This window comes from Lysobacter sp. 22409 (assembly GCF_052045105.1).
In the GTDB taxonomy this organism is placed as follows: Bacteria; Pseudomonadota; Gammaproteobacteria; order Xanthomonadales; family Xanthomonadaceae; genus Lysobacter; species Lysobacter antibioticus_B.
In genome coordinates this window covers 226,599-240,052 of the sequence record NZ_JBQEOE010000002.1, presented here as the reverse complement: position 1 = coordinate 240,052, position 13,454 = coordinate 226,599, and the positions used below count along the sequence as shown (strand labels likewise).

General features: G+C 63.5%; 10 protein-coding genes. 8 read left to right on the top strand and 2 right to left on the bottom strand.

Features of this window, described 5'->3' with window-relative positions; all coding sequences use genetic code 11:
* The first annotated feature begins 286 nt into the window (after positions 1–286).
* Positions 287–1,618 carry a hypothetical protein gene (locus tag ACTJJK_RS02100; protein WP_440729337.1) on the top strand — a complete coding sequence of 444 codons (1,332 nt, stop codon included), beginning with the start codon at positions 287–289 and terminating at the stop codon, positions 1,616–1,618.
* Positions 1,619–1,814: 196 nt separating this feature from the next.
* Here the strand turns inward: ACTJJK_RS02100 and ACTJJK_RS02095 are convergent, their stop codons facing one another.
* Positions 1,815–3,215 carry a S41 family peptidase gene (locus ACTJJK_RS02095; RefSeq protein WP_440729336.1) on the bottom strand — a complete coding sequence of 467 codons (1,401 nt, stop codon included), beginning with the start codon at positions 3,213–3,215 and terminating at the stop codon, positions 1,815–1,817.
* 265 nt (positions 3,216–3,480) lie between these two features.
* On the opposite strand from ACTJJK_RS02095, the gene ACTJJK_RS02090 reads away from it, so the two are divergent.
* The 4 genes from ACTJJK_RS02090 (at position 3,481) to ACTJJK_RS02075 (ending at position 7,338) form a co-directional block, all read left to right on the top strand.
* Positions 3,481–3,918, top strand: coding sequence for a hypothetical protein (locus tag ACTJJK_RS02090; protein WP_440729335.1), 438 nt, complete (start codon positions 3,481–3,483; stop codon positions 3,916–3,918).
* 143 nt (positions 3,919–4,061) lie between these two features.
* Complete coding sequence (locus tag ACTJJK_RS02085) at positions 4,062–5,534, top strand: PhoPQ-activated pathogenicity-related family protein (RefSeq protein WP_440729334.1); 1,473 nt, start codon at positions 4,062–4,064, stop codon at positions 5,532–5,534.
* A gap of 325 nt (positions 5,535–5,859) precedes the next feature.
* Positions 5,860–6,594, top strand: a complete 735-nt coding sequence (locus ACTJJK_RS02080; RefSeq protein WP_440729333.1) for a hypothetical protein — start codon at positions 5,860–5,862, stop codon at positions 6,592–6,594.
* A gap of 156 nt (positions 6,595–6,750) precedes the next feature.
* On the top strand, positions 6,751–7,338 hold the full coding sequence (locus ACTJJK_RS02075; protein ID WP_440729332.1) for a hypothetical protein: 588 nt from the start codon (positions 6,751–6,753) through the stop codon (positions 7,336–7,338).
* Positions 7,339–7,425: 87 nt separating this feature from the next.
* Here ACTJJK_RS02075 and ACTJJK_RS02070 read toward each other — a convergent pair whose 3' ends face one another.
* Complete coding sequence (locus tag ACTJJK_RS02070; RefSeq protein ID WP_440729331.1) at positions 7,426–8,391, bottom strand: chitinase; 966 nt, start codon at positions 8,389–8,391, stop codon at positions 7,426–7,428.
* Positions 8,392–8,821: 430 nt separating this feature from the next.
* Here ACTJJK_RS02070 and ACTJJK_RS02065 point away from each other — a divergent pair, with 430 nt between their 5' ends.
* From ACTJJK_RS02065 to ACTJJK_RS02055, 3 genes are all read left to right on the top strand, one after another.
* Positions 8,822–9,508 carry a hypothetical protein gene (locus ACTJJK_RS02065; protein ID WP_440729330.1) on the top strand — a complete coding sequence of 229 codons (687 nt, stop codon included), beginning with the start codon at positions 8,822–8,824 and terminating at the stop codon, positions 9,506–9,508.
* Positions 9,509–9,639: 131 nt separating this feature from the next.
* Positions 9,640–9,984, top strand: coding sequence for a RidA family protein (locus ACTJJK_RS02060; protein ID WP_057918314.1), 345 nt, complete (start codon positions 9,640–9,642; stop codon positions 9,982–9,984).
* A gap of 928 nt (positions 9,985–10,912) precedes the next feature.
* The gene (locus tag ACTJJK_RS02055) at positions 10,913–13,312 is read left to right on the top strand and encodes a hypothetical protein (protein WP_440729329.1); all 2,400 of its coding nucleotides are present in this window, start codon (positions 10,913–10,915) and stop codon (positions 13,310–13,312) included.
* Positions 13,313–13,454: the final 142 nt, after the last annotated feature.

Genomic DNA, 13,454 nt, shown 5'->3' with positions numbered 1-13,454 from the left:
GACCGCGACCCTTCCGACGCAGCGAAGGTTTCGTGACCCGCATCGCGCCATCATCATGACGTGGCGCACGGCGCTTAACCGCGCCGTCATGCGTATAGCCATCGGCTATCGCTGCCATCGAATCAAACGATTTCATTCGTGCCTGCGCGAGGACTAGCCTCGAGCAGCGCACCGCGTCCGCGGTGCCCGACAGCGACGTCTTCGCCATCCAGGGAGAAAGACCATGAGGCAGCAGAAGTCTCCACGGCTTCGGCCACTGTGGCTGTTATGTCTAGGCGCACTCGGCGTGTCCGGCATCGCCTTGGCCGCCGATCCTCCGAGCAGCTACATGCCGGTGGTGATCAAGGAAACCTTCGCCGCGATCAAGTCGCGCATGGAGCGCGACAAGCCGGCGGTGATGCAACGCCATCGCAGCCTGCTCGAACAACGCTACGACCTGGGCAACAAACCGGTGCGCGGCGTGAGTATGTCGGGCGGCAAGCCGGTGCAGGGCGGGGTGCGCGCGCGGCTGCCGTCGGGGACGAGTTGGGAGGAGCTTGGCGCGATGGGCCCGGAACAGATCCGCGAGCGCGGCCTGTTTCCGGTCGGGTTCCTGCCCTTGCCGCATCCGAACCATCCCGAGGGCGGCATGCTGTTTCCGCAGTTTCACATCGATGCGGTCAAGCGCGCCGAGCAGCGCGACCTGACCCGCTTCGATCTGGATTTCGACTTGCCCGATCATTTTCTTCCGGACTTTCCCGCGCCGATTTATCTGACCACGCGGCCCGACCTGGGCGATGTGTCGAAGGGCCAATTGGTCACGATCAACAACTACTTCGAGCTGTTCAACGGTGTGTTGAACCCCAAGCAGTTGGAAGGCTTGCGCTTGCTGGTGACGCCGTTCGCGCAGCAGCAGTTCAACCAGACCGAGGACAGGCGTTCGGCCCTGCCGAGCCGCGGCGTCGCCTGCCTGGACTGCCACAGCAACGGGCATACGGTCGCGGCGACGCATCTGGTCGGCGACATTCGGCCACAGCCGTTCCGTCATCGCATCGACACCCCGACCTTGCGCGGCGTCAACATCCAGCGCCTGTTCGGTTCGCAGCGGGCCTTGAAGACGGTCGAGGATTTCACCGAGTTCGAGCAGCGCGCGGCCTATTTCGACGGCGACCCGGTGATCGCGACCAAGAAGGGCATCAACATCCTCGACCGCGGTCATCAGGTACACGCGATGGGCGAGTTCCAGGCGCTGCTCGATTTCCCGCCGGCGCCGAAGCTCGACGTGTTCGGACGCCTCAAGGCCGATGCCGGCGAGGCCGAGAAGCGCGGCGAGGCTTTGTTCTTCGGCAAGGCGCAATGCTCGGCCTGTCACACGCCGCCGTATTACACCGACAACAGCATGCATAACCTGCAGGTCGAGCGCTTCTTCAAGCCGCACACGATCAACGGCCGCTATGCCAGCGCCGACGGGCCGATCAAGACCTTTCCGCTGCGCGGCATCAAGGACTCGCCGCCGTACCTGCACGACGGCCGCCTGTTGACCCTGGAGGACACGGTCGAGTTCTTCAACGTCGTATTGCAGACGCGTCTGGAGAAGCAGGAGAAGGAAGACCTGGTCGCGTTCCTGCGTCAGCTGTGATCGGGCGCAGAGCGTCGGCAGCCCGGCCGGAGGCGGATGATAGGGGTCGCCGACGCAGGCTGCGACGCTCTGCACAGACAACAAACGCAGGCCCGGCGGGCCTGTGAAGGACGACGCGCGGCGCGATGCCGCCGCGCGTCGCCGGCCGTTCGTGCTTATACGGCCGCTTCAACGCCCACCATTTCAACCCACCGCTTCAGCGCCTGTAGCGGTTGGCGCTGCCGTCCGGGCGCAGGGTTTCCAGTGCGGCCACGCGGCCGTCGCCGTTGCGCTCGAAGCGCACCCGCACGCTCGGGTCGTCGACGAGGTAGAACAGGTCGCGTTCCAGCGCGGCCAGGGGCTGCTGCGGGCGTTTGCCGTTGCGCAGATACAGACGGCCGGCGTCCTCTTCGATGCGCATGCGATCGTATTGGCCGGTGTACTCGGCGTGGGCCGGCGCCGGCACGGAGGCGGACTCGGCGCGCACCGCGTCGAGCGCCCAGCGCGCATCGATCGCATCGCCGCCGCTCAGGCCTTTCTTCAGCAGGCTGTCCAGGGCGAGCGCTTGCGCCGTGCGCAAGGCCTCGCGTTGCGGCACGGCGACGTCGGGGGCGATGCCGCTGCCCTCCCAGTTGCGATGGGTGATCGGGCTGGTCGGCGAGCCGGTCGCGACGAAGACGCTGAAGCCGTTGCCGGCGTCGATCTCGGCGCCGGGATTGGCGGCGCCGGCGCTGGTCTCGCCGATCACCACCGCGCGGCCGACGTTCTTGAGCGTATAGACCAGGGCCTCGGCGGCCGAGGCGGTGCGCGGGCTGGTCAGCAGATACAGCGGCACGTCCAGGCGCGGGTTCGGGTACCAGTCCACAGGCGCTTCGGAGGTGCTGCCGAGGCTGTCGCCGTCGCGCCAGTGGAAGCTGCTGTAGATGTCGGCGCCTTTCGGGGTGAACGCGCTGACCAGATAGCCGACCGAGACCGGCGAGCCGCCGCCGTTGTCGCGCAGGTCGATGATCAGCGCATCGGTGGAAGCCAGCAGTTGCAGCGCCGATTCGAGCGCGAGGCGAGCCGGTGCGCGCGGCTCGCCGAAGCGGAAGTCGGCGAACTCTTTCAGATCCAGATAGCCGAGGTTGCCGGGCAGGACCTCGGCCCGATGCACGCCGTAGTTGCGGCGACGCGCGTAATCGACGGGCTGGGCCACGTTCAGGCCGGGCCGCCCGCGCACGCGGGGTCCCGCACCCGGGCCGGCACCGACACCCGCAGGGGCGAGTCGCGGCCCGGCGTCGGCACCTTGCGCCGGCCCACGCGGATCGGCAGCGCGTTGTTCGGGCGCGAGCCAATTGACCCGGAAATGGCCATCGTGGGACTTGATGCGTTCGGTCAAGGCGGTGGCGAGGTCGCGCGGGTCGGTGTAGCGGTCGAATTCGCCTTCGGCCGCGGCCTTGCGCAGGCTCTCGCCGATCTTCGCCGCGCGATCGACGTCGTAGTAATGATCCTGGATGCGGCGGGCGACGTCGGCGACGCTGTCGCGCGGCGTCGCGGCGGCGGCATGGACGGTGCCGGGCAGGCACAGCAACAACAGCGGTGCGAGCAGGGAATGGATCAGACGCTGGGCGGTGCGCATGAGGGTCTCCGGGGAAGGCCGCCGCAACGGAACGATTCCGCCGCGGCGGTCGGCGAGGGGCCATGTCTTCCGTGGATGCCCTCGGGCGCCGATGCGTCGCAACCCGTGCCAACAGGCTGTCTGTTGGCGCCGGATACGGCCTTCGGTATCCGCAGCCGGCGCGACCGTTGCTTTCGGCACTCGCGCACAGTTTTCGTGTCCGCCAGGATCGCTCGATGCCGATCCGATCTCTCTACTTCGTCCATGCTTCCGGGCCCGAGGCCGCATGATGTCGCAGCTCTCGCAGCCCTGGTTGTTGTTCGCCGCGGTCCTCAATGGGCTGGCGGCGTTGGCCCATGTCGCGGTGATCTTCGGCGGCGCCGCCTGGTATCGCTTCTTCGGCGCCGGCGAAGGCATGGCGCGCATGGACGAAGCCGGCCGTCTGTATCCGGCCGCGCTCACCGCCTGCATCGCCCTCATGCTGGCGATCTGGGGCGGCTATGCCTTGTCGGGCTCGGGCCTGATCGCGCCGTGGCCCTGGGCCAAACCGGCACTGTGCGCGATTACCGCGGTGTATCTGCTGCGCGGGCTCGTGGTCGTGCCGATGGCGGTGGCTTCGGTGCCGCAGCCGGCGACCCCGTTCTGGTATTGGAGCTCGGCGATCTGCTTCGCCATCGGCCTGGTCCATCTGTTCGGATTGATCGGCGCCTGGCGCAACCTGTAGGCCGCGCCGTCGGCCGATCTCTGCGCTGCCGCACAGGTCCGGCTCGGGTTTGCGTTTAGGCTGGACGCCGATACGGCAGGCGAGGGCTGAATACGATGAATCGGACGATCAGTCGGAGGACGGTTCCGAGCATTCGACCATCGATGAAACAGCGGTTGCTGGGCTGGGGATTGGCGGCGATGGCGCTCGCGTCGAGCGCGACCGCCATGGCCGCGGCCTCGACAGCGGCACCGGACACGTCCGGCCATCGCATCGATTACAGCCAGGTCTGGCCCGACTATCGCCAGCGCCAGGCGCGTGTGCCGCTGCGTTACGAAAGCCTCGGCAGCACGCCGCTGGAGGGCGTGGAGAAACGCAGTTATCGCCTGGCTTCGCAGCATTGGCCCGAGAACGGCGGCGCCATCCCGCCCGAATGGACGCATCGGGTCGACATCTACATTCCCGATGTGGCCCGGCCGAAGTCGGCCTTGCTGGTGATCAACAACGGCAGCAACCGCGCCAGCGGCAACGACCCAGTGCGGCCGCCGAGCGATTTCGACGAGACCCTGGCGCTCGAAGTCGCCCGCAGCACCCACACCATCGTGGTCTCGGTATCGGACGTGCCGAACCAATATCTGACCCTGCCCGGCGAGACGGTCGCGAAGAAAGAGGACGTGCTGGTCGCCGCGACCTGGCGCCGTTTCCTCGACGACCCGGCGGCGAACACGACCCTGCCGCTGCACGTGCCGATGGCCGAAAGCGCGGTCAGGGCGATGGACCTGGCCGAGCGCGAACTGCGCGGCTGGCGGGTGCGTTCGTTCGTCGTCACCGGTGCGTCCAAGCGCGCCTGGACCGCGTGGCTGACCGCGATCGGCGACCCGCGCGTGGAGGCGATCGTCTCCTACGTCATCGACATGCGCATCCAGGCCCTGATCGAACACATCAACCGCAGCTACGGCGGCGGTTGGCCGATCGCCTTGCAGCCCTACCACCAGGAAGGCATCACCACGCGCTACCGGCAGCCCGAGTTCGACGACCTGATGAAGATCGAAGACCCTTACGCCTACCTGCGCACGCGCCACCGTCAGCGTCTGCGCATTCCGAAGTACCTGGTCAGTGCCAGCGGCGACGATTTCTTCCCGCCCGATGCGCAGCGGCTCTATGTCGACGATCTGCCCGGCGCGACCAGCCTGCGCGCGGCGCCGAACTCCGATCACGGCGGGGTGCGCCGGCATATGCGCGAGACCCTGATCCCGGCCTTGCAACGCTGGGGGCGCAACGAATCCTTGCCGAGCGTGCGCGCGCGGCTCAACCAGCGTGGCGGCCAGCTGCGACTGAGCGCGCGCGCCTCGGAGCGGCCGGTCAGCGCCAAGCTGTGGGTCGCCGACAATCCGGGCGGGCGCGATTTTCGCTATGCCTGCGGCATTCGCTACCGCGAATCGCCGTTGACGCTGACGCGCAACAGCGTCGAGGCCGCGTTGACGCTGCCCGCCACGGGCTGGTCGGCGGCCTTTGTCGAATTCGCCTTCGCCGACGGCTTCGTCGCCACCACGCCGGTGCATGTGTATCCGGAAAAGACCTTTCCGCAGCAACCGCCGCCGAACGGCAACGGCGCTTGCCTGATGGTGCCTCAATAGCGCGTGCCGCGGTAAACAGAGCCACGGCGATGCGCCTAGCGTGCATCGCCTTGTGCACAGGCAGACCGAAAACGCGCCCACGGACGACCTTGTCCGAAACCAGCGAGTAATCGCCCGGCACGCAGCCTAGCTTCGCGCCGAGGGTGCTTGTTGGATGGCGATCCGTTGCCGAGCCCTCCCGACGCGGCCCGCTATCGCGGGTGGCCGCCGGGAGCGCTTGCGCCTTCGCCAAGGCAATCGCCCGAGGCCTGCGCGCGTCCGCACTCCATCGCATCCGCTCGCGCAGACACCGTCGCCGTATCCACCTCAGCCGAGGGATCGTCCCATGCGCCAGACCCGTATCTCCGTCCTGCTTTCCGTCCTGCTCGCCTGCAGCGCTTCGGCGCAGGCCGGCAGCCCCGCCGTCGACAACGGCAGCCACCACGCCAACCAGCGCGTGTTGTATCCACGCGATTCGCGACCCTTCGGCAAGAGCATGTCGACCTGGGGCGAAACCGCTTCGCAATGGGTGTACGCGCAACCCTTGGAGCGCAGCCCGCTGTACGACCCGACCGGCGCCAACTGCGCGGTCGACCAGCACGGGCCGGTCTGGTACATCGCCCGCATCGCCGGGCCGCCGGTGTTCAGCGGCACGCGCCACTGCACGATCCCGCGCGGCAAGTCGATCCTGCTCTACATCGGCGCGGTGGTGAACACCTATCCCTGTCCCGACCCCAACTTCGAGCCGGCGCCGGGCCAATCCCTGTACGACTTCCTGCGCCAGGATGCGGCCGCGGCGATGGACACGGTGAACCTGCTCGAAGTGAGCCTGGACGGGCGCCCGATCCGCGATGTGTTCGGCTATCGCTACGCGTCCGACAACCTGTTCTCGATCAAGGGCGATCTGAGTCTGCGCCCGCGCATGGACGGCTGCATCACCGGCGCCTGGCAGCCGGCGGTGGTCGACGGTTTCTTCATGATGTTCAAGCCGCTCGCACCGGGTTCGCATACGTTGGTCGTGCACGGCACCAATACGATCGGCCACGACAAGACTTTCACCTATTACCTCACCGCGGAATGATCGGATAGGCGGAACCCGGCCTTTCGGCCCGTGCCGGCGGTCGTGACACGCGCAAGCCGCGCGCCGCCGGCTTCACGCCCGTCAGTCTCCGGCGTTCTGTGTCCCGATGTCGCCCTGCGGGGTAGGCTGTGGCCATCGGATTACGGAGGCGGGGACATGGAAGGCAAGATCCTGAGCAAGGGGGCATGGTTGCTGGCGTTGGCCTTGTCGGCCTGCGTCGGCCCGGACGACGAGAACGCGAAGTCGCCGGTCGCCGCCGCACCGCCATCGCCGCCCGTGACCGTGCCCGCGGCGGCCGCGGCGTTCGATTTCGCCGCCTGGGTCGCCGCCAATGCGGCTTGCCAGGGCGAGTACTTCGCCGATGTGCAGGACGCTGCATTCGCGCAGACCCTGCGCCAAGCCGGCGTGGCGATCGACCCGGACAGCAATCTCGGCGACGTCGGCCCCGGCTGGGGCACGCTGACTCCAAGCCATCCCACGCGTCTGCACGGTTTCCGGGTGCGCCGCGTCGATTACGACTTCGGCAGCGGTTCGACCTTCGCCGTGGTCGTCGAGGCGAGCGCGGAACAAGCGCGCGCGGCGATCGGCGCGCAGCCGGTGCCCGAGGCCTATCGCGAGTACTTCAAGCTCGGCGTGCCGACCGCGCCGGCGAGCGAGGACGTGCCGATGCCGGATTTGCGCTTCGTGCGTGCCGGCGAGCAGGCGGGCACGCAGGAGATCGGCTGCGCCGCTTTCGACGGTTGAGGCGCGCGCGTAACGTCCGCCACCGCGAAACGTCCGGCCGCGCGCATGCGGCGGCCGGACGCGGCATCGATCGAGGCGCGGTGCCGGTCAACAGGTGAGGTTGTTGCCCGGCGGCACGCCGAGGATCGCGGCGAAGTTGCGGTAGTAGGTGCCGCGGTTGAGCATTTGCTGGTGGCCCAGGCCGCTGGCGTTGCATTCGATGCCGCCGTTGATCGCGCGGATGGTCTCGCCGAACGCGCGCAGGTTCACCATCGCTTGATGCGGCGTATTGCTGGCGCCGCCGCGTTGGGTCATCCAGTACCACAGCGCGGTCTGCCAGGCGATCGCGGCGTTGGTCGCGACCAAGTCGGGGTTGTTGAGCAGGTCCAGGCCGAGCGCGTTGCCGGCAGCGGCGTAGTTGTAGTTCCAGCTGAGCTGGATCGGCCCGCGCCCGTAGTACTGCTTGTTGCCGCAGGTGCCGGCCGGTGCGCAGTAATGGTTCCAGTTGGCCTGGTTTAGCTCGCGGATATGCACCAGCCCGCCGGTTTCCTGGTTGACGTTGGCGAGGAAGGCCGCCGCTTCCTGGCGGGCGATGGTGTCGCCGCCTTCGTGGGCGAAGTTCGGATACGACTTGATCGCCGCGACCAGGCCGGCGTAGGTGTAGAAGGGGTTGCGGTTCGGGAACATCTGGTTGAACTGCGCCTGGGTGACGATGAAGCCGCCGCCGCCCGGCGGGGTGGTGTTGTCGCAACTGGTCGGCTGCCAGTACCAGGTGCTGATGGTCGGGTCGGTGCCGTCGCTGCCGTTGCTGCCGACGTTGACCAGCTTGTAGTACTGGCCGTTGGGCAGGTATTTCACGATGGTGCCCAGGGTGTAGTTGATGCCGCGGCTCCAGTCGACGTAGCTGCAGGTCGCGCTGGGCCCGGCCTGCGTCGTCGTGTTCGGTGCAGCGGACAGGTCTTCGCGCGGCGCCTGCGGTGCGGCGAGAGCGGCGTGGGCGCAGAGCAGGCCGGCGACGGCCCAGGCGGTGCGGCGGCGCTTGCCGTGGGGGGCGGTCTGGTTGGGTGCGTTCATTACGTATCCTCGGTTGTGGACGCTCGGTCCCCCCGGGGTACGCATGCGGTCGATCCGGATGCGAGGCGTTGCATGCGGCTTGCTTATGCTTATGGGCCTTGCCTGCGGTCAAACGCCGTCGCTGCGACCGGTGCGATAGCCGGCCGTTCCCAGGATCGGCATGCGTCCATCCAGGCCGCATGCGGGTGGCGACGGTCGCGAACGACCTGTAATCGACTGTAGCGGCGCGGTCGTGGGGGAATCCGGGACGCGGTCGCGAAACGCGCCCGGGCCCGGCCCGCGCTCGCATCGAAGCGGCCGAGGCGCGACCCCGGTCGCATTTGCGTTGCGATGCGGCAACCGTTCCGGGCCGTCGCGGGGTATAAAGCGGTCGGGGCGGCCAAGGCCCGGCCGATCGATACGGGCCGTCCTCACTGCACGAGGTGATGCGATGAAACGTGGCGCAAATGCAGTTGGCGCAGTTCTCTGCGGCGTGATGTTGTCCGTGGCGCTGTGCGCCTGCAGCGGCCAGGCCGAGCGCGAGGCGGCGCAGAAACCGGCGCGCGCCGGCGTGCCGATCGACCGCAGCGAAACCGCCGAGCGCCTGGCGAAGATGCGCGGTCAGGCGATCGCCGGCGACCAGGTCGCCTTGCACCAGAACGTCGAAGCGCTCGACCGCGACCTGCGTCGCGCGATCCGCCTGGTCGACCCGGCTCGCCGGATCGACCGCGAGAATGCGCGCATCGCCGCCAAGAGCGTGGCCGGCGTGCGTTCGGCGGTATGGGTGGACGACGAAAACCTGTTGGCCATCGTCGACCGTAACGGCCAGCGCAGCTACGGCACCATCGATGCGATCTGCAACCGGCTCGAACCGATGGGCGACACGCTCGGGGTGGTGATCAATCTGCAGAGCGGGGCGGCGCAGACCGGCGACGAGCTCGAGATCCTCAGCCGCAACTGCCAGCTCAAGCCCGGCGAACGCGCGGTGGCGCAGGCGCACCGCCAGATCGACGTGCTGCCGCCGGACGTGCGCGCCCAGCATCGCGCCAATGCCGACGCGGCGCTGAGCGGCCCGGACCGCAGCGGCGAACGCGAGGAAAGCGAGCGCATCATCGAGGCCAGCACGCCGGAGCTGTAGCGCCGTCCGGGATGTGCGAGAGAATGTGCCAGAGGACGAGGCCGCCGGTCACGGCGGTCCGGTGAGGCATTGTGCGTGTGCGCGGCGCCGGTTTGACCGACAATGGCCGCCCCACATCCAGGAGGTGATGCATGATCCAGCGATTCGACGTCGGCGCGCGTTTGTCGGAAATGGCGATCCATAACGGCGTGGCCTACCTGGCCGGCCAGGTGCCCGACAGCGAGGACCTCGACATCGCCGGCCAGACCCGCGAAACCCTGGCCTCGATCGATGCCTTGCTCGCGCGCGCCGGCACCGACAAGACCCGCATCCTGATGGCGCAGATCTTCCTGGCCGACATGGAAGATTTCGCCGGCATGAACGCGGTGTGGGACCGCTGGGTCGCGGCCGGGCATACGCCGCCGCGCGCGACCGTGCAGGCACCGCTGGCCAATCCGAAATTCCGCGTCGAGATCGTGGTGACGGCCGCACTGTAAGCGGCCGTTCGTCCCGGCGGCTGCTCTTTCCACTGGAGTTTTTGGCAGAGTGGAGAGAGCTGCGCATGTATTTGTCCGAAACGAACTGTTACCGCTGGAACGCCGAATGCGTTCTTAGACTGCGCGGTCTTCCGTCCGCGCTCTGTTTGTACGTACTTTGATCCTTCGAATCGCAAGACACGTGCTTAGGGGGCAGGTCACTATTCGCTCTTTCAGACACGTACAAGAACGCCGCCACGCGATGACGTTGAAGATCGGTGCATTACGGGTGTAGCTCGACATAACAGTTCTTTTGCTTCGCATGGTCCGTGTGTATCTTCTGCGATGCAACGGTGCGGGAGTTGCGCGGCGCATTTCGTTCTCATCCGAAGCGCGCTGCAGGTGCCAAATGAATTTTCAGCAGATCCTGGATGGGCGCGGTGAGCGCAGGGGGTGAAAGCAGCTCAGCGCGCTGGCGCGGTAGAGACCCCACCACGCCCCTGCCAGATGTGTAGCTTTCGACTCAGACGTGCGGCTCTAACGACGAGTTGGAGATATAGAATTCTTGGCATCAATAGATGGTGGCCGCATACGACGAAAATTGGTGCACATAAAGTGAGTTTTCGATGTCCTTCGATTACAGCCGGCGGCATGCAACGGCACAGCCCCTGGCCGATAGCGTGTACCGCGCCTGCTTGAGGGGGCTGTTAGATCGGTAACGAACTACCCCCTAAATTACTGACGTGGTTGTTGCGCTGTATCATAGTAAGCATCTGATTTTTGTTTATAAAATTGATAGATCTTCCTTTTGGTTGCTAGAGCGGACTTTTCCCGCGATACCTCCAAAAAGTTGGAGCTATCGTGTGGCTGGAGGAGCGCTAGGCTGAGTCGGCGGCGAAACATTAGCCATAGGCATTCTTTGGGCAACATGGGCAGTCAGGAGCCTTAAATGAACTATGAGCACGCACGTCGAGCGCTGGAGCAGTTAATTCTTGACGCCAATCAGTTGGGTGACACAACCAACGAGGCGACCGTTCGATTTCGATTGATCGATTCACTTATCACGGAAGTGCTCGGGTGGGACAAGGGGCTGGTTCAAGTCGAAAAATATGATCGCGGCGAATATACCGATTACGAATGTGGTAGTCCGAGTGCACTAATAATTGAAGCTAAGCGGGCATCAACACATTTTTTGGTGCCGGCAGGCTTCAATGAAAATATTTGCCGCATCAAAACACTTTGCGAAAGTTCACCTGGCGTTGAAAGCGCAATATCTCAAGCGGTGGACTATTGTCGGCAACGAAGCGTGCCTTACGGAGCGATCTGTAATGGCCGGCAACTTGTTCTCTTCATCGGCGCTCGTGTCGACGCATTGCCTTCGATGGATGGAAAGGCTCTCGTTTTCCTGTCGCTTGCCGACATGTTGCAACGTTTTGCTGAGCTATGGAATGCAGCGTCGCCGGCGGGACTTATTGAGGGCAATCTTGGTCGGCTATTGAAGGGCACTGCGTTACCTCCACCTCCGCTCAAATTGTCAGCGCGAGTAACTAATTACCCTGGACACAAAAACCGGAATCCCATAGCGACAGACTTGCAAATTTTAGGTGGGCTATTTATCGAGGATTTGGCAAACGCCCCTGAAATTGAGGAGGCGTTCTTAGAGCAAACCTACTGTCACAGCGGGGCTCTCTCACAATATGCCCTTGTCAGCAAAGAACTATTGCGCACCAGGTACTCTACTTTTTTCGAGGAGCAAGCAGGTGTTTCCGCTTTGCCTGCCACTAACAAGAAGGGTGCCTCCACCGAGCTAACGGCCGACATCCTGGCGGCTGGCCTGAGCCGACGCCCCATCTTATTAGTGGGCGATGTGGGTTCCGGAAAATCAACTTTCATAAGGAATTTTATTAAGGTTGATGCGAAGGCGGAGTTAAAGAATGCGATAGTTCTTTATATCGATTTTGGCTCAAAACCGGCCGTCGTTACGGACTTGCGTGCTTACGCTGTCGCAGAAGTTATACGGCAGTTGCGTGAAAAATACGGCACGGACATCGAAGAAAAACAGTTCGTTCGCGGCGTTCACAATCAGCGCATACAAGCGTTCGGAAAGGGTATTTACGCTGAGCTTAAAGAGATCGACCCTATTGAGTTTAAGAAAAAGGAAATAGAGTTCATTGCGGGTCTGGTTGCCGATAAGGAAGAACATCTTAAGCTCTCCCTTGAGCACGCGTCTAAAGGGCAAAAGAGGCAGATTGTTGTCTTTCTCGATAATGTAGACCAGCGACCGCCGCTGTTTCAGGAAGAGGTTTTTCTCATTGCGCACGCTTTCGCCACAAATTGGCCAGTAACGGTTTTCGTCGCCTTGCGCCCCGAAACGTTCTCGCTGTCGCGAGCTCGCGGCACACTGGCAGCCTATCAGCCGAGAGTGTTCACCATCGAACCACCCCGAATAGACTTGGTTGTTCAGAAACGGCTGCGCTTCGCGCTGAATCAATTGAAGGAAGCGGGAACGTTGCCCGGTATTAAGTTCTCGATCCAATCGGATAGATTGGAGAAGTATCTTGCTATGCTGATTCGCGCATTCGAGACCCGTGAAGATATTATCGAATTAATAGATAATATGTGCTCAGGAAATGTTCGTCGTGCACTTGAGTACGTCAGCTTTTTTGTCGGGAGCGGGCATGTGGACAGTCAGAAAATTCTCAGCATCATCGAACACGGCGGGCAGTACGTTTTGCCAATGCACGAGTTCTTTCGGGCGGTTATTTACAAGGATCGAGAGCATTACGATCCATCGGACTCCCCTTTCGCTAATATTTATGACATCGACTCCAATGATCAGAAGGAACATTTTGCGTCACTGCTAGCCCTTGCATTTATCGAGCAGGCTGGTCAAGTTGGTGGGTCTGCCGGGTACGTAGAGCGAGACAAGATATATCGATTCTTAAAGGAAGTAGGATTTCAACCGGAGCAGGTGACTGGTGTATTGCGCAGGTTGGTAGAGAAAGATCTTGTGCTGACACCCGTAGCCTTAAAGGGGGACGGTGAAGACCGAATGCGCATAACCACTGCTGGTGCATACGTTCTTAAGAAAATGAGTATTTTATTCGCATATCTAGACGCAATAATAGTGGATACGCCAATCGTGCAGAGCGATACGCGACAACAGATCATTGATGCGCGAGATATATCGGAGCGCGTCGCCAGAGCTGAGCTTTTTCTTAAGTATTTGGATGATTCGTGGGCGATGATAGGGGGCGACGCGCATAAAGCACTTGACTGGCCCAGCCTCTCCGCTTCGGCAAAGGCGCAGTTACTTGAAGTCAAGCGAAAAACTACATTGGCTAACTAGGTTTTTGATTTTTAAATTGTGATATTAATAAAAATATTTGCCGGGTGGCGTTTTCTTGGGGTATGCCTCTCAGGCTGTCGTTAATGCGCGACGTTTGGTAATTAGATGGGCACGTCGATAAGCCTCACGACTAATGTAGTCC